We start from the raw sequence: 21,108 nt of genomic DNA on the forward strand, positions 1-21,108 counted from the left end.
CTACATATAAGCAAGTGTTCGAAATAGTAGATTTGGAGCACAAGATGATCATACCAGCAAATGCCTTGTATCGTTGTGAGCAAATTAGAACATGTGAGCAACAAGCTTCTTCTTTGTATCAATTGGATGAAAATGCACTTATGTCCCGTGCAGGAGCGGAGGCATTTTTTCTTATAATTAAACTTTACCCCCAGGTACGACATATTGCCGTATATTGCGGTGCTGGAAATAATGCTGGGGATGGATATGTGGTGGCCCGATTAGCGCATGAGCATGGTTTATCAGTAACGATTTACCAGTGTAAAGCAGTGGCTGATCTCCCTTTTGCTGCACAACATGCAGCGTTAATGGCTATAAATTCAGGAGTGGAGTGTCAAGCGGCTGATGAACCATTAGAGACCGAAGTAGAATTAATAATTGACGCTCTTTTAGGGATTGGCCTAAAAGGGCCTGTACGTGGAGTTATTGCATCAGCCATTAATCAGATCAACTCCAGTGGGCTACCTGTTATAGCTTTGGATATTCCCTCAGGTCTAAATGCCGATACAGGAAAGGTAGATAATTTTTGTGTTAAGGCCACCATTACCTTAACCTTTATCGCTCAAAAAGCAGGTATGTATACCGCCGATGGCCCGGATTATTGTGGTATTATTCATTGTTGCTCTTTACAACTTGATTCCTGTGTCTCTCATTTGGTTCCAACTGCTCGTCTTTTAAGTTCAGATACTATATCTTTACCCTTGGCTAAACGAAAAAAAAATTCGCATAAAGGCAATTATGGCCATGTTTTAGTAGTTGGTGGAGGGCCAGGAATGCCTGGTGCAATCAGTTTGGCTGCTAAAGCAGTAATGCGAACAGGAGCAGGAGCAGTTACCGTTGCTACATGGCCGGAACATGCCAAAAGTGCCTTATCAATAATTCCCGAAGCGATGGTAAGTGGTGTTGCAACTGCCCAAGATTTAAAACCGCTTTTAGCCCAGGCTACGGTCTGTGTTATTGGTCCAGGGCTAGGGGAAAGTGAGTGGGCGATCAATCTGTTTTTGACTGCGATTACCTCACAATTACCTATGGTTATTGATGCATCTGCCTTAAGATTGTTAGCCGAAAATCCTCAACTGGATGATAATTGGATATTAACACCACATCCAGGTGAAGCAGCTTGCTTGCTTTCTTCTTCTGCTGATTTTGTTCAGAAAGATAGATACCTTGCCGCGGCAAATATCCAGAAACAATATGGTGGCGTCGTTGTATTAAAAGGGGCTGGTTCGGTGGTTCAAACAGAGAAGGATACTTTTGTTTGTCCCCGAGGTAATCCTGCCATGGCTAGTGCTGGTATGGGTGATGTATTAAGCGGTATTATTGCGGGTCTTTGTGCTCAAGGATACTCTTTATCCGAAGCAGCACAATGCGGTGTGTGGGCTCACGCAGTTGCAGGGGATCTGGTAGCAAAAAAACTGGGAGGAACTGGTTTATTGGCCAGTGATTTATTTGATGTTTTACCTCACGTATTGAATTATCCTGAATGATGACAAATAGTGAATTAAATGATGTTATAACACTAGATTTACCTGATGAGAAGGCCAGTGAACTGTTTGCCTCCCATCTGGCCTCTTGTCTTTGTCCTTCTTTAATCCTGACCTTTAGTGGAGACTTGGGGGCAGGTAAGACAACTATTATTCGCGCTATGCTAAGACATATGGGCGTTCAATCTCCAATTAAAAGCCCTACTTTTTCTTTAGTAGAAAGTTATTTATGCAACCACCTAACCCTACATCATTTTGATCTCTACCGAATACATCATGAAGAAGAGTTGGAATATCTTGGTTTTAGAGATTATTTTACCCAGGAGAGCATCTGTTGTATTGAATGGGCAGAAAATGCAGGAGGAGCATTGCCACAAGTCGATATTCGTTTTAAGTTAGCTATTAAGGGGGCTGGACGTGAAATGCAAATTATGGCATTGAGCGCAGCTGGTAAAAGAATTTTAGCGCGTCTTGCAGGTGAAATATGATATTTCGCTTCTTGTGTTTTATGGTGATGTGTTTTTGCTCGATAACAACATTTAGTGCTCAACTCAAATCAATTGTTTTAAAGCAGCAAGGAAATCAAACCTCACTGTTTCTAACAATTAATGGTCCATTCACCCATAAATTATTTTTGTTAAATAATCCTGAACGAGTTGTCTTGGACTTAAATAATACACAATTGGCTGTCGATTTAAAGCAGTTGGGTTTAATTAATGGATTAGTCCGACAAGTTCGAAGCGGGCATTCGGAGCCTAGAACTTTAAGGCTTGTGTTCGAAGTAAATCAAAAAGTACAACTTAGATCAGCTCCTTGGAAACCCAATGGTGCTTTTGGAGGTATTCGTGTTGATTTACTGCATAGCGGTCATCTTGTTGCGCCTATTGCCGCAACTACTCCTCCAAAAGCAGAGTACGTTGCCCCAAAATCCTACTCCACACAGAAAATACAACAGCCAAAATTGCCTGTGAAAGTTGAGACCAAGCAACCAACACTCCCTATCCTCGCAAATCAAAAGCCAATTAAGGTGAGTGGCAGACCCTCTAGACTCCGTGATGTTATTATTGTTTTGGATGCAGGTCATGGTGGCAAGGATCCAGGGGCTAGAGGTCCACACCGCAGTCGCGAAAAAGACGTTGTTTTAGCAATTACTTTGAAGCTAAAACAATTAATTGATAGACAACCCGGGATGCGTGCTGTACTAACGCGGTCGGGAGATTATTATGTTGGCCTGCGGCAGCGTCTTGATATAGCCAGAAAATATAATGGCGATGTATTTGTGGCAATTCATGCAGATGCATTTAATAATCCACATTCAAATGGTGCTTCAGTATTTGCTTTATCGCAGAGGGGGGCTACAAGCGAAGCAGCGCGTTGGCTTGCAGAAAAGGAGAACTATTCAGAATTAGGGGGCGTTAACCTGGGCGATCTGGATGATCAGAATGGTGTGGTGCGTTCAGTCCTGATTGATTTATCACAAACAGCGACGATAAATTCCGGTTTGCAAATGGGGGGACGAGTTTTAAGCCAGCTGGGTAATTTCACCAATTTGCATAATACTAAAGTAGAGCAGGCTGGGTTTGTTGTTTTGAAGTCTGCAGATATTCCTTCAATTTTGGTAGAAACAGGATTTATCTCAAATCCAATTGAGGAACGTAATTTAACCAACCCAGCATATCAAACTCGTTTGAGCCAGGCCATTTTTCAAGGTATTAAAGGCTATTTTTGGGAAAATCCGCCTCACGGATCTCGTATTGAGGCAATGACGACGAACAATGTCCATTTGGTTCGCGCTGGAGAAACTTTACCTGCTATAGCTGCCCGTTATCATGTTTCAGTTGCAGCCCTCCAGTCTACCAATCATTTGCGCGGAATCTCTCGACTTAAGCCGGGCCAAAAACTGGTGATTCCTCCAGCATGGGCATAAGAATTCATCAATTACCGCCGCTCATAGCGAATCAAATTGCTGCGGGAGAAGTAATAGAACGCCCGGCGTCAGTAGTGAAAGAGTTGCTGGAAAACTCTTTTGATGCCGGTGCAGATGCTATTACCATCGAAATAGGTTATGGCGGGCTTAATCAAATCAAGATCAGTGATAATGGAATAGGTATTGTAGCAGAAGACTTGCCTTTGGCCATTGCAGCACACGCGACCAGCAAAATCAGTACCCTTGATGATTTATATGCAATTGACAGTATGGGTTTTCGCGGCGAAGCATTAGCAAGTATTGCATCAATAGCAAAAGTTACTATTAGTTCCAGGCCTGAACATCAAGAGACAGCGACCATGCTGCGAGTCCATGGCCTTGAGCGGTCTATTTCACCTTGTGCTCGGGCTGTAGGAACGACGGTAGATGTGGTGGATTTATTTTTTAATGCACCTGTTCGAAAACGTTTTTTAAAAAGCGAAAAATTAGAGTTTCAAGCAATAGAAACCACCGTGAAACGTTTTGCTTTAAGCGCTCCTGGAATTGCGCTCACGTTAAAACATAATGGAAAGCAGGTCCTGGCTCTTCCTGCTGCAACCAATGAACAAACTCGGTTAACACGTATAACCCGTATATTCGGTAGTGCTTTTGTTAAAGAATCAATTTATCTTGATGTGGAACATGGGGAAATGAAGCTCTGTGGTTGGTTAAGTAACACTAATTTTCAGCGTAGTCAAAATGATCGTTTGTGGGTTTATATTAATCAACGGATGGTTAAAGACAAGTTAATTCACCAGGCGTTAAAGCAAGCCTATGATGGTTTATTACATCCTGGTCGATTTCCTGCATGCATATTGTATCTAATGATTAAACATGCAGAGGTTGATGTAAACGTTCACCCCACCAAACATGAAGTTCGCTTTCAACAGCCCCGTTTAGTGTTTGATTTTTTAACCTCCCAATTGACTGCGGCACTGAAGGCTAAAAAAGAAACTTGCGAAGATGCTCCCTATGAATTGAGCGAACCGTCGCATCAAAATCAGATTCAAACAATTTATGAACCTTATCCGAAATTAATTGTATCCAGTAACAGCATTTATCATTGTGAAACGGAATTATCTTGGGTCATTTTAAATAGCCGATATATCATAGTGTTCATAAATCAACAACCGTATATTGTGGATATAATAACCTTATATCAACATCGGATGCAGGAGCAAATACCGCAGTTGTTCTTTCCTTTGGCAAGTAGACCTTTATTGGTTCCTATTCGTTATTCTTTTCCGCAAAAGCGACACTCTAATTCTATAGAATTAGTACAGAGTCTCAAATCATTAGGAATACATATGGAGTGGGTGGACGATAATGAAGTACTTATTCGGAGTATACCGCTTTGTATGCCACATTTAGATTTACGGTTATTTCTAGATTCAATTGCAGAATGCAATGTAGTTCAACAGGATCAATTACTTGAATTAATGAACCAATCACAAAAATTTGATCCTAGACTTCTGAACCGTGAGGAAAAAATTGAATTAAATGAATTATTACTTAAAATATATAAAGAGAAAAACAAAAAGTTTGGCTTATTTAAAGCATTAACCAATGAAGATTGTAAAAAATTAGTAGATACATAGTGTTTGAGCATAATTAAAATTAAAGAAATAGTTCCCTTCTTCCCTCACCAGGGGAGGAAAGTGTCTAGGGTTAATGAGGCGCTTTACACGTACCATATCAGAACCCCAGCCTCACCCTCTCATAACGGGAGGGGTTTCTTCAATATAGGTTACCGCTTGTTTTTTAATTGAGATAATGAATGGTTAAATTAGTTTTATGTTTAATGGGACCCACTGCCTCAGGAAAAACGGCTCTAGCTTGTGAATTAGTTAAACGATATCCTTTTGAACTGATTAGTGTCGATTCAGCAATGATTTATCGGAATATGGACATCGGAACTGCTAAACCCACACCGGAAGAGTTACTAATTGCTCCCCATCATTTAATCGATATTAGAGATCCAATTGAATCTTATTCTGCAGCTCAATTTTGTACGGATGCATTGTCTTTATGTGAACAGATTTACCTGAAAGGGAAAATTCCTCTACTTGTAGGAGGGACGATGATGTATTTTAATGCATTACAAAAGGGTCTATCAACGTTACCTGAAGCCAATTCGGTAGTTCGCCAACAATTAGAACATGATGCTGCTTTAAAGGGTTGGCCCGCTCTTCATCAAAAATTATTAGAGATTGATCCTGAGTCTGCAGCACGAATTCATGCACATGACGCACAACGAATCCAACGTGCGCTTGAAGTATATTATTTAACAGGTAAAACTTTATCGGCTTTTCATGAGCTGGATAAGGAAAAGCCTGACTTTCATTTTGTTAATTTAATTCTCTTTCCAGAACAAAGAGCGTGGCTGCATAACCGTATTGCACAACGCTTTGATCATATGCTAGCTGAAGGCTTTATTGAAGAAGTAACGCAGTTAAAGGAACGATGGAATTTAACCATGCATCTACCTTCAATGCGTTGTGTAGGGTATCGACAGGCAATGGAATTTCTTCAAGGCGATTATGATTTTTCTATGATGCGTGATAGAGGTATTGTCGCTACTCGGCAATTGGCTAAACGTCAATTAACGTGGCTTAGGCATTGGGGAGAGGCTTTGTATTATGATCCACAAAATGAGGCTTTTCGCGATGAGATGATAGCGAAAATCGAGGAAATATTAGATAATCTTAATAAATAAGCGTTAAAGGAACATTATGTTAGAAACTAATAAAGAACCAGCGAGTACGAAAAAAAATTACGTAGTGCATCGTAATGAATTACCCCTGAGTTGTCCCACAAAAGATATGATCTTATGGAATGCCCATCCTAAGGTTTATTTGCCAATTGAAAAAACTGGTATAGAGGTATGTCCTTATTGTGGCTCGAGGTTTGTTTTACAGAATGATTAAATCCATTTGTATTGTACGATTATCTGCATTAGGTGATGTTCTAATGGCGGTGCCACTCATTAGAACCTTACAATCCAGTTTACCCCATGCAAAGTTGACATGGATAATTTCAAAACCTGCTTTTGATTTGGTAGAAGGGATGGATGGAGTAGAGTTTATTCTAATTGATAAACCGAACAACATTGCAGATTATTGGCGCTTTAAAAAACAAATGAAAGGGCGTACCTTTGATGTATTATTAGCTCCGCAAGCGAGTTTAAGAACTAATTTACTCTATCCGTTTATCAAAGCAAAACGTAAAATTGGTTATGATGAGCATCGAGCGAATGACGCTCATGGTTTATTTGTTAATGAACGAATAACCCCGGGCTTAGAGCACACTTTAGATGGATTTTTGAAGTTTGCTCAGGCCTTAGGAATAGAGAAACGTGTTATACGTTGGGATTTACCTATTACTGAAGCAGATTATGAATGGGCAACACAACATTTACCCAAGCAAGGTCCGATTTTGGTGGTTAATCCCGCTGCCAGTAAGCCAGAGCGCAGTTGGCCTGTTGATCGCTATATTGAGGTCTTGCAAAGAGCCAGGGAAAAATGGAATGTACACGTTATTATAACCGGTGGCCCCATCGATTTCGATAAACACTTGGCAGACCAAATTATCCAAGTGATACCTGCGATTAACCTTGTTGGTAAAACAAAACCCAAACAATTGTTGGCGCTCATCAGTAAAGCCACGGTGGTTCTTTGTCCTGATACCGGACCTTCACATATGGCTACTGCTGTAAATACCCCAGTTATTGCGTTACATGCGGTGACCAACCCCCTTATTTCTGGGCCATATCTTTTTCAAGACTTGGTTGTCGATCATTATCCTGAAGCAGCAGAAAAAATTTTAGGTAGTAAACGTATCGAAGATGTTTGGGGGCAACATGTACATGGCGATGAACCCATGCAGTTAATCTCTGTTGATGAGGTGATGGAGAAGCTATCTACTGTTTTAGATGATTATAGATTCCCTACCTAAACGAGATAGCTTTTCGTCTTGGGAGCCTACCAAAATTTTCGAATCCCGATAGCCGTAATCCGACCACATTCTTATTCTGGTAGAGTTAGATCACTTAAAAAAACACCCTTCCTCCACATTTAAAAGAGAATCCTTCGTACTCCTTTCAACTAAATAAAGCTCAATTTCTTCAGTGGATGACTTATTGGGAAGGCAATAATTCCAAAAGAAAGAGGTTGTAGGGGGTTTTGCAGATTTAAAATGGATAGGCTCAGGGTCGCATAGGGGGTCTTTTGAATATAGAGGTGTATGCTGATTCATTTTTGAATGAGAGGATTCTCTAGGAGAGCTTGCTTCTTGATATTGCTTTTTCTCTTCTTGAAGATGATCTAAGGGTTGTAGTTTAAAGCGATAAACATTCATTAGAATCATACAGGCTTGAAAAATCATCAATCCAACACCGACTACGGGGTTAAGAGTTAAGCCAACTGAAACTAATAACCCACCTGAAAGCAAAATTGAACCCAGGTTGTAAACCAGACTCATGACCAGATTTTGATTTATATTGGACACGGTTTGTTTAGAGACAGCAAACGCAGAAGCAATTGATAATAATGCTCCATTATGGATTACAATACCTGCTGCCTGCTGGGTTAAAACATCACTGCCGTCGGAAACTACCGCAATACCTAAGTCACTGGCAGTAATTGCAGGAGTATCATTACCTGCATCCCCGATCATGGCTACCTTATGTCCTTTTTTTCTTAAGGCTTGGATATGGGATGTTTTTGATTGCTGCCCTTTTTCTTCAGCCGAACTGGCGATGCAGTTAGCATAAACTGTTTTAATACCCAGCGCTATGGCATAACGATGAGCGGTTTCCTCATCTGCACCGGTACATAAACAGATTTCTTTGCCCATTGCTCTTAAAGCTCTAATCGTGCAGCACGCATCGTCCCGCACAGGATCGGTTATGACCATAAATCCAATTGCCATTTTATTCCGGGCAACATAGACTATTTGATCACCAGCTTGTAAGTTGGGTTGCCTGAAATTGCGTGGAATTTTGATTCCTTTTTCTTTCATTACGGTCATGCTGCCAATGACATAGTTTGTATCTTTTATTTTCCCAGAAATCCCGGAGTGATGAGAGTGATCTAATAAATCTGTTTCAATGTCTGTTATCTTGTATTGACTTGCAAAAGAATAAATAGCTTTTCCTATAGGATGACTTGATTGCCGTTCAAGGGCCGCACAATAAGACAGAAAATCGAGCTCACTAAGTTTACTTTCTTCAAACAGATACAACTCTTTTACACTCGGAACTCCAGTGGTTAGAGTGCCATTTAAATCGAACATGACCGTGTCTATTTGTTCTGCTTGCTGTAGTGTTTTAGCGCTTTTATATTGTACCCCATGCTCCGCTGCTTTATGCATCCCGGTTTTTACTGCTAAAGGAGTGATCAAGCCTAAAGTACAAGGGCATGCACTTACTAAAACAGATACAGCACATTGAATTGCTACGGCAGCAGGAAAAAAGAGTCCAATAATTATCCCAGAAGTCACTGCCAGTATAATTACGAGTGGGATAAAGTAAGTGAGTAATTGTCCTGTTTTTATTTCAATAGGTGCTTTTTCTAGCGCTGATAGTTCTATGGCTTTATCGAGTCGAGCTAAGAAGGATGAATTTTGAGTTTTTGTTACACGTATTGCTAACGGCTTTTCATTGTCGGCTAAGCGCATACCAGCGAGTACTTCCGTTTGCGGAGAAAAATATTGAGGAAAAATCGCGCCGGTATTAATCGTTTTGTAAATGAGACTTTCATCCTTACAAATGCCATCAAGTGGGATAGTTTCTCCAGAATGCACAATAATTACATCATCTACTTCGATCTTATCTAAATCAATTTCATCAAAACCTTGAACTGTTCTTTTGCGCACGGTTCTAGGAGCTCGGTCTTGGAATTTTGCAGTACCAATTTTTTCTTTAATAGTCTCTTCAATTGCAATTCCTAGATGTCTAAATCCATAAATAAGCAAACCGGCCTCAAACATCATGGGGAGCCAAGGTAGAAATAGGGAAGCGACGGAAACGATTAAGATGGAGGCCGTACTAAGCGCAAATAGGCTATCCATAGTTAATGTTCTAGCCTTTGTCAGTTTTGTCCAAGCGTCGTGATACGAATTTGCACCTAATATTAAGGTTAGTAGGGTACTAAAAACAGCCAGTGAGCTCACTACCGCTAAGGGGAGTCCACTCGTAGCGAGGCAAATGATGAGTACAGCAATTCCTGAGACACAGCCTACCGCACCTAGAAACCAATGCGATGTAAAAAAGCTTCGAGCTTTCTCTAAGTAATTGGCTTGCTGATTCTTTATTTGTGCATTTTCTTGGGGCTTTTCTTTGGTTGATAAATATTCATATTCTTTACAACTAAATAGTTCATCAATATAGCCTTTTACTTCGATCCATTCTTTATATTGATCCGTAGGTTCTTGCTCTTCCTCTAGAGTAATGATTGTTTTTTTAGGATCCGCGGTGGTGAGATCGACATGGAATTTTTTCATTCTATCCTTGAGTTTTTGCCTTAAATGGTACTCAAGAGAACCACTACAACTGACACAGGTCATTCCGTCGACATAAAAAGTATAGGTATTATTTTTGGACATGTTGGCTCGTTCATTAAGGTTAATTTATTAAGATTTGATAGGTTCATTTAGGCGAGATGCATCGTGATTTTCCGAACTTAATGGGGCGCATTTTATTGATAAGATGCTAGCCTTAGTCATTGATAAACAAGACGTTTCTTCCTAAGTTTAGAAAATATCAAGCCTTAAGTTTTCTTAAAAACTAGAGGATTCAATGTGGGTGAAATCATATCATATGCATCATTTTTTGCACCATGTTTTTTAAATGATTTAATAAAGATGTTCTTAAAAAGGAACTGTAACTTGGGATGTAGTGATTTAGGTAAGCCAATTCTTTGTTGTCGGGATGAAAGGAGCTCCTTTCACCCCGTAATTTAACTAAGGTTGTTGCCCTGATGTAAAATCAGTTGAGGGGGCGCCTGTACGAACACTTTGTAATAGCAAAATACTATTAGTCATCAGTAGACGCTCATGGATTTGACGATCTAAATACAGCTGATAATTGATTTCAGCAAGCAATATGGCAATTTCTTTTTGCACTACAGCAGGTGGCGCATTATTCAGACTATTAATCCATGGAGTATTGCTGGGTCCTGTACCACCTGTCCCAGAGGTCCCGCCAGTACCCCCTGTACCTGTGCTCCCTGTACCCGCATTGTTAGTACTACCCGCACTAGTAGTGTTATATAATCTCCAGGTTGCCATATTAAATTCGTTCAGTGCTTGGCTCGTTTGACTTCCGCCCTGCTGATTAGGCGCAGTTTGAGGCATTCTTTTTGACATGATGTAATAAAGGTTACTTATCCCTACGGAGTTTTGCGCCGCATAGGTACGTAAACTTGCCAGATATTTAGCAAGCGTTTGCGTGGCCTGCAGTTGTGAAGTCGACGGGGTGTTAGTTATCGATTTTAACAGACTTCTGGTGTACAAATTATCATAATCTTTATATTTGGGTAATGAGATGGGAATTACACTTCCAGTCACGTAGCGTATGAAATTGGCTGCAAGTTGTTCTTGATTTTGTGCTGTTAAGCCATTTTTGGGTATGTCACCCGTGCCCTGAGTACTGCCAAGGTCTTGATTTGAATACATCAGTGGCCCTGTTAAGGCATTACTATTAAGATGATTTAAGAATTGTTGAAGGTAATTAGCGTTGAAAAAAGTGAGCGCATTAGGAATTTCTCCTACCACATTCGAAGGTACTAAAGTTTCATAAGTGAAAGTGCAACTTCCATCAAAGGTTTGGTCATTCTTCATACAGTACGTATAATTAGGAGTTCCTAAAATATTTAATACTGCTTGGCTTACGGGATCTTGTTGATAGGTTTTTTGGTCCATCAAGGCATTTACAGTAACTTGTCCAGAAGATGACAAATTATTGTAATTAGGAAAGGTATTGTTAGCTAAGGGATTAAGAATGGATGCACTAGGATTTAGGTTGGATGTGCCAGAAGTTTCCGCAGGCAGAAATTGTGCATAAGGATTTCCTGCGTTTCCTGTATTTGTTCCACCGCCTCCTGCAGAGCTGCCTGAAGTAAAAGTGTTTACAGGAATCGAACCTAATAAAGTATAAAACTGATAGGCCTGAGCGAGTTGGGAAGTTGTTAAATTGATGAGTGAATAACTTATTGAGTAGCTTTGATTACTTTGTGTAGGGGTTTCCGTTACGTTATAACCTAAATAATTACCAAAATTTTGGAAGTATTCCACCAATTTTTGCATATTAGTAGAGGTTTGTTGTTGATTATATGAATCGTTTGGATCCTGAGCTGCAGCAGGAAATACAGCAAAAAAAAGTACGTTGAGCAATACAAATTTAGACGCTAATTTCATTTATTCTTCCCCTTCAAGTGCACGTAAAACAAGTTTTAGGCGGTACTGACAAAAAACGCGCGACAATAATCTGAGACGCTCAAATACAATATTCCTTTTGAGAAAGACCCCGGCCGGATCGTGGCTTCCAGTGCTTGTCTCTTCTGCATGAATCAAAACACGTGACGCACTGCCTGGATGGACTGTATCAATTGCTTGCAGCAAACGTAATCCTCGACCTGATTTGATATTACCTACTATTCGAATAAATTTGTCTTCTTCTGATAAGAGGCTCATATCTATTTTTTCGATGTCATCAAGTTCTTTGCCTAATTGTTCCATGGCTTGTTCGAACTCTGGATTTCCATCCAAAGTCCAATCTTCTACACTCTCCATAAAGGTAATGACTCTATAAATCATAGGATCAATATATTCAAACCAATATTGAGCAGACGCTTCATGACTAAGATCAGGCATATTTTTACTCTTTCTTTACTGTATTTTTAGCGGATGGACGAAATCATTACTTACTACTATAGTATATTATGAAAGAGAAAAGAAAGAAGTAAAAAATATGAAAAAGCAGTCAAGAATTGGTAATCTGCTCAGAAGAATAATTAATGTTCGTAGGTGGTTTGATTGGGATCGAATGAAGGCCTTTACCCTGTATTTGGTAAATGGTTTTAAACGTTTATTTGTCCCACAGAAAAAAGTTCAGGGTGAGTCCTTCGACGATGCAGTGAAACATTTGAATCTGACCGACGAAAGTATACTTAGCAAACAAAAGTCTCTATTCCGATTGAGTATTATTATGGTATTTGCCGCTCTTTTGATTATGGGATATGCCGTATTTCAGCTTTTTTATGGTTCGTTAAAAGCGTTTCTAGTAAGCATTGTTGTAACTTTAATTGCATTGGTTTTAGCCTTTCGTTATCACTTTTGGTACTATCAAATAAAGAATCGTAAGTTAGGATGTACCTTTAATGAATGGTATCGAAAGGGGTTGTTGGGGGGAAAGAAATGAATAAGTTGTTGATAACGTTACTTCTCCTGGTGTTTCCTGGTCTGGTTTTAGCCGATGGTTCTTTAAGTTTTGCCCCTCCTGCGAGTGATTATTCTGTTGTCTTTCTCGGTAATTTATTTGGTGTTGTTGACGGAGTTTTAAGCGGTACTGGTAGCCAAATCATGGGAAGCATGTTTGCAGTATTTAATGCTGCAGTTTTGGCATTAGGGGGTATTATTATTATGTATACCCTCATAGTTTCCACCATGAATACTGCTCACGAAGGGCAGATGTTGGGCCAAAAATGGTCTTCAATCTGGATTCCAATCCGTTCCACGCTCGGTTTGGCTTTATTAATACCCAAAACATCTGGCTATTGCTTAATGCAAATTTTTGTCATGTGGATTGTTGTACAAGGAGTTGGTGCAGCAGATAAAGTATGGGATGCTGCATTAAGTTATTTGAATCGGGGTGGTGTTATAATTCAAGCCCAGCAAATAAATCCTACCGCATCCTTGACGGAGAATTCCAGCACATCGGGAATGGCAGGCATTGCTACGGGTGCGGTAAACATGCTTGCAGGACAAGTATGTATGCTCGGCATACAAAGACAACTGGAAAATACCCGCCAAGATCTTCTTGATGCTCAATCCAAACAATCAGGAGCCTGTTACTCTGCTGAACAGGGTAGCTCAATGCAGAAATTTTGTTCTACTGTAGTTCCAGATTTTTTAAGTTCAGTTAATGCAGTAGCTGTTCAAAATGCTTCGCCAACAAATTCGTCTTGGAATGTAAGCATGCCGAATTTTGACTCCAGTTCACCTTATAGTTTTTTAAACGGAATTTGTGGCAGCATCGCCTGGAATAATATTAGTACCCTGAACTCCAATTTTGGTAGTCAACAGTTTCAAGCCAAACCTAGTGCAGGGAATAATGTGAAGGTTGGAAATAACACCTTAACCCCAGCAGAGATTGCAGCGACGCAAATGTCAAGAGGCATTGCAGTCCAGCAAATGTATATGGACTTAACCTCAGTATCTCGCTCTATGGTCAGTAATGATCCACAACTCTCGACAACTACAAATACGAATACTACCAATCCTTTTTCTCCAGTCGCAATGCAACAATTTGGTGTCCCTTATAAGGAAAATGGCACAGTTTGTACTAGTTATAACAGCGGCACCTCCTCAAAAGATAAATGTGTGATTTGGGGACCGGTACAAGGTTCAACAGTCGGGGGGGTTCTATTTAACGGGGCCGAAATTATCAATGCGATTAATGATTATAATGGTATTATGATGCCCACGGTTAATCTTGCCCGTCTTATTTCTCAATCATCAGATAAGAATAAATCCACAGAGTTTATCAACAAAGCTACCACCCAAGGATGGATAATGGCCGGTGCTTACTTCTTTAATCTGGTACAAATTCAGGGAGCTTCCTCTATAGAAAATGCCGGGCAAGTCGATTCAAAGACAGGGCTGGATTCAAGTTCATTTGATCCCACCGCGATGGCTAGTCCATTTGTTATAAGCTCTGATGGTAAGAGCGTCACCTGTGGTCCAGGAAATATGAAAGATAAGGACTTTACTGCCTTGTGTACCTGGTTAGGTGCAAGCAGTGATGGACTACAAAAAATACAAAATGTACAGGCTTTAATTACAAGTACTTCTCCACCCAAAAAACCTTCATTGTCTTCCAATATGACCGCCGTAGGAAGTGTTCCTTCATCTACGACCTATGGGTATATAAACAATGCATTAATGATGCAAACTCCTGGTCAACCTGGAGTTAAGCCACTTACTTTTGCTAATTCAATTAATTTCGCGATAAATACTGATTTGTATCGTTTACAACGGCAAAATTTTTCTTGTGGTGAAGTTAAACCGTTCTTTTCAATTTGCTTAGGGCAAATTCTTGGAAATATATTTTATAACATCATTTTAGTGACTATATATAATCTGTTTCTTGACATATTTGGCCAGATTATCAATCAGGTGGTTATGGCATTTTTAATGATCCCATTACAGGGAATGGCAAATATCTTTCAACAGGGGGTGAAGATTCTTGCTGAACCTGGAGTTAATCCAATTGTTGCCTTGGCAAATATGGGGAATTATTACATTAATTTTGCCGGTAATTTATGGATGATGTTATTAAATATGGCAATTTCCAGCGCTTTAATACCAGTCTTTGGTGTCTTTATTTTTGCGATGATGTCCTTGGCGATGCCGCTAGTAATTGCATGGGTTGGCGTAATGGTCAGTGTCGGTTTTACTACAGCTTATTACATTCCGTTGCTGCCTTATGTGATTTTTACTTTTGGTGCTTTAGGTTGGTTGATTTCCGTTATCGAGGCGATGGTTGCAGCACCGATCGTCGCGTTGGGAGTAACCCATCCTGAAGGACATGATGCCTTTGGTAAAGGTGAGGCAGCAATCATGATTCTAGTGAATGTTTTTTTAAGACCTTCCATGATGATCATTGGTTATATTACTGCTATTGCACTCTCTTATGTGGGTGTTTGGATTTTAAATGCAGGTTACGATCAGGCTGTGTCTTTCATGCAACAGGAGCATACCGATAATTCTGTTCTTGTCGAAGGACTTTTGGGCTCATCTCCATCTTCTTCAGGTAGTGGAATCGGAGGAGTAAGTTATACAGATTGGGCCGGAATTTATGCCTTCTTCTTCTCAATTTTAACCTATACCACCCTCTATTTAACGATTATACAAAAAGCATTTACCCTAATAACCTATCTACCCGATAAAGTCTTACGATGGATAGGAGGCACTCCTGAAAGCATAGGCCAAGAAGCTTCTCAATGGGGTGAAGAAGTAAAAGGTAAGACTCAAGAAGCAGGAAAAGAAACCCAAACTGCACAGGGTCAAATCGATAAGACTTTGGGTGGATATGGTGTGAAAGGTGTTGGGATGGCCAAAGGACTTCTGGGCAAAGGCGGTGGTGGTGGTAGTTTTCATCTGGGAAGGAGTGCTACTCAGGATAAGAATGATGACTCAAAAAAAAAGAATGACGTGGGGAACACCGGCTCTGATATGCCAATAACTAAGTAAAGGGCGTATACCGGTGAGTATTTTTTGCTGTACATTGGGCAGAAAAATATTTGCCCGTATGTTATAATTGTATATTAAATAAACACTTAAATTAATTTTATCATGGTTGAATTATCTGCTCCTCAAAGTACTATAACGAGTCATTCAGATTTGGCTCAAGATAAGCTTAATGTTTTGCAAAAAGCAAAAATGGATGAAGAGCGATTCATGCAAGAATTGTTTCTTTTTCTGCAAAATAGACGTGGAACAATCTTAGAAACGCAATTTGACCAGAAAACTCCATTAAAAGAAATTGCCACGAATAGTGGCTATCCTGATCTTCCTACCGCTTTAAATAATGCAAAAAATGCCCGGGGACAGACCCCCCTAGTGCAAGCGCTGCAAGAACAAGATTTCACAGTAGTAAGATTTTTGCTCGATTCGGGTGCCGAATATGATGCTCAAGCACTCGAAGAATACGATAACGCCATACGTAGTAAACGGGGACAAGAAGCCCTTCAGCAACAGATAATTGCTCCTCCTGAGGGTTATGCTCCATCCGCTTCGGATAAGTTACATTCAGTTAAAGAATTTGGTCTGGTATTAGGTATAGTAATGACCAGCCAAGATGGTGTTTCCTCCCAGCGAGCTCATATTGGACCTACATACCAATTAATAACGGATACGGTCAAGGAATATAGTCAGAGCTGTAGTAAAGAACCTGCAAAAGGGGACTTCAAACAAATTGCAGATGCCTTTGCTTTTGCAAATAAAACTGCTAATTTTCAATATAGTACTCCCGAAGGAAGTCCCGAAGCCGGCAATGCACTTTCTAAACGAATACAATCAGGTGAAGTAACCAGTGTTCCTATAAATTGCAAAGGGCACGCCATGGGATTATCTTTTGTGCCAGTCGAAGGAAATCCAGACAAAACCTATTTAGTGTTTACCAACCGTGGTGAGGGTGCAGCAGGAAAACATGGAACCCAAATTTATGAAGTAGATACGAAGAAAATCACTCCTGATTTTATAAATCAGGTAATGAGTGGTCATGATAATGGAAAATCCCATGCTCAAATCATGGAACATATTAACCAGGTGACTCAAGGTAAAGACCCAGTTAGTATCATCAATCAAAAACCCCAGAAATATGATAATTGTACCATTGCAAATACGCGCGCTAATATTCATGGAGTCCTTCTCTGTCAAGAAGCCAATCGCAAAGGTGGTTTTGACCATGTTACACAAGAGGTACGTGATGAAGTGAAACAAACCTATAAAGAGTTCACTAGTGATATGAGAGATAAAAAAATTCAGCAATTAGAAAAAGCCATAGAAAAGGATCCTGACAATCCAGATTTAAAAGCTCTCGCCAAAGGGTATTTGGACAAACCCAATAGTAAATCTTCTGCTGCCTTGATCGCGGCGGTTGCTGAAGACCCTCAAGAATCAATCAATATGACCAATCCTTAGCCTAAACACTTGTGTAATCTGGGTATAAAATATGAGTTATATCGATACGCAATTATTTAGGTGCGTTCACAATCGATAGATCAGAAATTCCGCGAATAAATTCCGACATTTCAACAGGCTCTTGACCTATTTTTAAAGAGCTTCGGACAAAATTTGCTGCTTCTAAGATCCTATCTAGATTATATTTTTTTAATTGGATTGAATGTAAATAAGCAACAAAAAATTCTGTTTTTAAATTACCAATTCCTTTACCCATACCTGCGAGGGATGCATCGATAAAGCGAACTCCGGAACTCATTGCTGCCAGGGCGTTTGCTTGCGCAAGACCAAGATTGTCATGAGCATGAAAACCAAATTGAAAAGGATATTTATGAATATATCTATCGTAAATTTCTTGGGTGCGAGTGGGGAGTAAACTGCCGTTTGAATCAGCAAAATAAATAATATCAGGGGCATATTCGCTTATTTTTTTGAGGGAATCATCCAGTTCGTTATCTTTGTAAAATGAAATACACATCAAATTAACTGAAACTTCCAGGTTTGCCTCTTTTGCCATTTTTATCTTAGACAACGCAGATGCAGGTTCGTTTTTAGCAAAGCAAATTCTTAATAAATCGACGCCACATTCTTTGAGCTCTATCAGATCGGTTTGAGAGAGATTGTTTGGAAAAACCATTACGGCCATTTTTGCTGTTTGAATCAAAGAACGACATAGAAGCAGGTAATCTTTGGCGCACCAGCCCGCTCGACCTACTTGGAGAGGTGTAAAAGTGCCATTGCGATAGCCTATTTCAATATATTCAATGCCTGAATTATCAAGAGGGCGAAGGATTTCTTCGAGTTGAATGTCATCAAAATTAAAATTAGTTCGATGGCCTCCGTCTCTCAATGAGGCGTCTAAGAGTACAACAGGATCAAGCATATAATTCCTAGTGTTGGTAAAAAAAAATACCCTCACTTAAATTATAGCTAAAATAACACCTGATGGATAAAGTCAGTCAACATAATCGTTTTTACTTAAAGATTCTTATTGTTGGTATTCCTTAGCACCAGCAATAATTAATTTGTAAACTCGTTCACTGATAATACCTTGTTCGAATTTTGCTTTCGCATCCCAAGTCATAAGTTGGCCTTTTTGCCGAACTAATTTACGGGTAGCCGAAGTTACATCATTGGGATCACTTTCAAGTAAAATGTCGCGGACTTCTTCGTCAAAGACGAGATACTCCCGTAATGCTACCCTTTTTTCATCTACGGTAGGGACAAGTTTTTGCCAAATGCACAGTCTAATGGTTTCTAGAATATCAATAGTTCTTCCTAATCGCTCTTCACCAGAAAATGAAGTCACCAAGCGACGCATGGTCTCGGCAACCCCCGAAGTATGTAAGGTAGTATAGACGGGGTGTCCAGTAAGTGCTGCTTCTAATGCGGCACTGATTGTTTCTGCATCACGACACTCACCAACCATGATTAAACGAGGTTTGCGCCGCAAAGCATTTCGTACTCCATCAGCAAAGCTGGGTAAATGCCGAGGAATTTCTGATTGGCTTACTACAGCTGAAATGGTTTCAATTTCATCATAGACAAATTCGATGGGTGATTCATAGGTGAGTACTTTACGGTTAGAATCTTCTGTTTCGATCAATTCACGGATAATAGAAGCCAATAATGTTGATTTCCCCGAACCGGTTGCTCCGGTAATAAATACGATTCCTTCTTGGGGTGCGATTGCCTCAAGTATATTATCGGGCAGATTCATGGTTTCAAGCCGCGGGGGAGTTGTGGGGATGGTTCTTAAAGTAATTTGGATTGCATCATGTCCTTCTACAAGACACGCGGTTCCATTTACCCGATAACGGTAACGAACGCCCCGATTAGGACGAAATTCATAGTGGGTATCGATATCCTTACCCGAAAGAAGCTGAGTTGTGGCGTTGGGCCCATATATCGCATTAATTAAATCACCCAGTTCGGTATTTGATAAACGACGATTAGTAATTCGTAATAATTTTCCATAAACCTCTGCATAAATAGGTTCGCCAGTTTGGATTGTTATGTCCGAAGCATTGAGACGCTCTGTGTGTTCCAACATTTTATCCATGAAAAGCGGAGTAAAACGCGTTGGTTCATCGGGCATTAAATAAACATTATTATTCATACGTCGTATCAGTGGATTCTATTGTTATCGTTAATTGGAGCTATTGTAGGCTGCCAAGACTTATCAGTTATTATAATTTTAGAACGATTTGCCAATTTTTCCATATTTTTGAATTGCTCTAAAGCATTTTCATCTTTAGAAACGGCTGCCCGCCATTGGTCACTGTTTACATTGAGAGCTGGTAAGGCAGTAATTCTCAATACGCGATCATCGATATGGATTTCAGAGGCATCACCTGTAATTCCCAAATCAGTATGAGAGACATAAGGAGGAGTTACCATATTCATTGCTAATAATTTTCTATAAAGGATCATTCCACCAAAATCTTCTTTAATTCGCGCAATATTTTCTTCGAGGATGGTATTTGCTTGATCAATACCATTTTTCCAACCTTTGGCCGTGTAGATACACCATATTTTTTTCTCTACTTTGGTTTTAGGCAATAAGGTGTAGTGTGGATATTCTGGTTTAACATAATCGAGCCATAAATATTGGCGCCAAGTTGGTGGAGTGGTAACAAAATGGGCCTGCTTTGCAACTCGATAAGTACGGTCCGAAATGCGAATGGTTTGCGAATCCGCAAGATTGAGAGTATTTCTACCTTCCAAGAGTACAGGGGGAAGGATATTGTGTTCCAGAATTAGGGAATTGAAATCATAAATCGCATCGAGTCTTCGCGATTGTCTGATCAAGTGCTCATCAATAACCTTTGCTCGCCAGGCTAAACCTGCTTGTGCGCCAAGGCTTAGAGCTGTTTCTTTTAAAGCCATTTGGCGAATTTTACCGTTCTGTTTTTTATTCCTTTGCTTCACATTTACATTTGCCATAGCTTGTATTCCTGCTAAAGAGCCAGTATCACCCATATATTTTGAGGAGTGGCATGCAAGCAACGAAGCAGTTAATACAACAACTATTAAGCTAGGAATAAATTTTGGCATAGCGTAATTCAACAACCTGACTGTTAGGATAAACATGAATATAAGCTTTTCTACCCGCTTGATAATCTATATCACGCAGGATTTCAGCTAAACTTTGATCTTTAATATTAAGACTAATTAAAACAGGAATTGAAGGTGCTTTTCCTAATACACGTAGTCGGAAATGGGCTGATTTAGCAATACGGGCAGTTAACTCTTCAATTGGACCTGACCAATCCACACTTGCTCTGGCTTGTAAGTTGTATGCATTAGGTATCGTGAGCGTGTTGTCTTTATGTGGTGGTAAAATTTCTTTTTCGACACGCGCCATTTCATGCATGGAATCACTTACAGATACCGCTGCTTCTGCTAATTTAATTGTAGCATCGTCGCTAGGATTGTTAACTGGTGGTTTTTTGAAAAGTACTCCACCATGTTTACAACCCACAAGCAGGATTGAGGCAATAAATAGCATGAGAAGCTTATTGTTCATTCAATCTTCTTAAATGTCTGGAAATATTCGTTTGATTGAAACAGGAGCTAAGCTCCTTGTCAAGCCTATAAATGAGGAATTGTATGAATTTAAACGGAAATAATTTTGCAAAATTTTAATCCTTTATC

Annotated in this window: 17 protein-coding genes; 10 read left to right on the top strand and 7 right to left on the bottom strand. The window is 39.8% G+C overall.

Annotated features, from left to right (window positions below; translation table 11 throughout):
- Positions 1–44: 44 nt before the first annotated feature.
- From HBNCFIEN_RS01545 to HBNCFIEN_RS01575, 7 genes are all read left to right on the top strand, one after another.
- Entirely contained in the window at positions 45–1,526 is a 1,482-nt protein-coding gene (locus HBNCFIEN_RS01545; RefSeq protein ID WP_182392397.1) for an NAD(P)H-hydrate dehydratase, read from the top strand.
- A complete protein-coding gene (tsaE, locus tag HBNCFIEN_RS01550) occupies positions 1,526–2,011 on the top strand; it encodes a tRNA (adenosine(37)-N6)-threonylcarbamoyltransferase complex ATPase subunit type 1 TsaE (protein ID WP_370530115.1) in 486 nt (161 codons plus the stop codon). The genes HBNCFIEN_RS01545 and tsaE overlap by 1 nt, the downstream gene beginning before the upstream one ends.
- Entirely contained in the window at positions 2,008–3,450 is a 1,443-nt protein-coding gene (locus HBNCFIEN_RS01555) for an N-acetylmuramoyl-L-alanine amidase (RefSeq protein ID WP_182392399.1), read from the top strand. The genes tsaE and HBNCFIEN_RS01555 overlap by 4 nt, the downstream gene beginning before the upstream one ends.
- Positions 3,441–5,087 carry a DNA mismatch repair endonuclease MutL gene (gene mutL, locus HBNCFIEN_RS01560; protein WP_182392400.1) on the top strand — a complete coding sequence of 549 codons (1,647 nt, stop codon included), beginning with the start codon at positions 3,441–3,443 and terminating at the stop codon, positions 5,085–5,087. Before HBNCFIEN_RS01555 ends, mutL begins: the two co-directional genes overlap by 10 nt.
- Positions 5,088–5,266: 179 nt before the next feature.
- Positions 5,267–6,205 carry a tRNA (adenosine(37)-N6)-dimethylallyltransferase MiaA gene (gene miaA / locus HBNCFIEN_RS01565; protein ID WP_182392401.1) on the top strand — a complete coding sequence of 313 codons (939 nt, stop codon included), beginning with the start codon at positions 5,267–5,269 and terminating at the stop codon, positions 6,203–6,205.
- A gap of 16 nt (positions 6,206–6,221) precedes the next feature.
- A complete protein-coding gene (locus tag HBNCFIEN_RS01570) occupies positions 6,222–6,416 on the top strand; it encodes a zinc-finger domain-containing protein (protein ID WP_182392402.1) in 195 nt (64 codons plus the stop codon).
- Entirely contained in the window at positions 6,409–7,443 is a 1,035-nt protein-coding gene (locus HBNCFIEN_RS01575) for a glycosyltransferase family 9 protein (protein ID WP_182392403.1), read from the top strand. Before HBNCFIEN_RS01570 ends, HBNCFIEN_RS01575 begins: the two co-directional genes overlap by 8 nt.
- A 90-nt stretch (positions 7,444–7,533) precedes the next feature.
- Here HBNCFIEN_RS01575 and HBNCFIEN_RS01580 read toward each other — a convergent pair whose 3' ends face one another.
- The 3 genes from HBNCFIEN_RS01580 to icmW form a co-directional block, all read right to left on the bottom strand.
- A complete protein-coding gene (locus HBNCFIEN_RS01580) occupies positions 7,534–10,092 on the bottom strand; it encodes a cation-translocating P-type ATPase (RefSeq protein WP_182392404.1) in 2,559 nt (852 codons plus the stop codon).
- Positions 10,093–10,449: 357 nt separating this feature from the next.
- Positions 10,450–11,904 carry a type IVB secretion system protein IcmX gene (icmX, locus tag HBNCFIEN_RS01585; protein ID WP_182392405.1) on the bottom strand — a complete coding sequence of 485 codons (1,455 nt, stop codon included), beginning with the start codon at positions 11,902–11,904 and terminating at the stop codon, positions 10,450–10,452.
- A complete protein-coding gene (gene icmW / locus HBNCFIEN_RS01590; protein ID WP_182392406.1) occupies positions 11,905–12,360 on the bottom strand; it encodes a type IVB secretion system protein IcmW in 456 nt (151 codons plus the stop codon).
- Positions 12,361–12,457: 97 nt separating this feature from the next.
- Between icmW and icmV the strand changes: the two genes are divergently transcribed.
- From icmV to ankD, 3 genes are all read left to right on the top strand, one after another.
- Complete coding sequence (gene icmV / locus HBNCFIEN_RS01595) at positions 12,458–12,907, top strand: type IVB secretion system protein IcmV (RefSeq protein WP_182392407.1); 450 nt, start codon at positions 12,458–12,460, stop codon at positions 12,905–12,907.
- The gene (gene dotA, locus HBNCFIEN_RS01600; RefSeq protein WP_182392408.1) at positions 12,904–15,960 is read left to right on the top strand and encodes a type IVB secretion system protein DotA; all 3,057 of its coding nucleotides are present in this window, start codon (positions 12,904–12,906) and stop codon (positions 15,958–15,960) included. Before icmV ends, dotA begins: the two co-directional genes overlap by 4 nt.
- A gap of 102 nt (positions 15,961–16,062) precedes the next feature.
- Positions 16,063–17,412: a Dot/Icm T4SS effector AnkD/LegA15 gene (ankD, locus tag HBNCFIEN_RS01605; RefSeq protein ID WP_182392409.1), complete on the top strand. Its 1,350-nt coding sequence runs from the start codon at positions 16,063–16,065 to the stop codon at positions 17,410–17,412.
- Positions 17,413–17,464: 52 nt separating this feature from the next.
- Here the strand turns inward: ankD and HBNCFIEN_RS01610 are convergent, their stop codons facing one another.
- The 4 genes from HBNCFIEN_RS01610 to dotD form a co-directional block, all read right to left on the bottom strand.
- The gene (locus HBNCFIEN_RS01610) at positions 17,465–18,334 is read right to left on the bottom strand and encodes a 4-hydroxy-2-oxovalerate aldolase (protein WP_182392410.1); all 870 of its coding nucleotides are present in this window, start codon (positions 18,332–18,334) and stop codon (positions 17,465–17,467) included.
- A gap of 105 nt (positions 18,335–18,439) precedes the next feature.
- Positions 18,440–19,570 (bottom strand): Dot/Icm type IV secretion system ATPase DotB, encoded by a 1,131-nt coding sequence (gene dotB, locus HBNCFIEN_RS01615; protein ID WP_255464295.1) that lies wholly within the window; start codon positions 19,568–19,570, stop codon positions 18,440–18,442.
- Positions 19,571–19,578: 8 nt separating this feature from the next.
- Positions 19,579–20,508 carry a type IV secretion system DotC family protein gene (locus HBNCFIEN_RS01620; RefSeq protein ID WP_182392411.1) on the bottom strand — a complete coding sequence of 310 codons (930 nt, stop codon included), beginning with the start codon at positions 20,506–20,508 and terminating at the stop codon, positions 19,579–19,581.
- On the bottom strand, positions 20,489–20,980 hold the full coding sequence (dotD, locus tag HBNCFIEN_RS01625; protein ID WP_182392412.1) for a type IVB secretion system lipoprotein DotD: 492 nt from the start codon (positions 20,978–20,980) through the stop codon (positions 20,489–20,491). The genes HBNCFIEN_RS01620 and dotD overlap by 20 nt, the downstream gene beginning before the upstream one ends.
- Positions 20,981–21,108 lie beyond the last annotated feature (128 nt).

Source organism: Legionella sp. PC997, from assembly GCF_014109825.1.
In the GTDB taxonomy this organism is placed as follows: Bacteria; Pseudomonadota; Gammaproteobacteria; order Legionellales; family Legionellaceae; genus Legionella.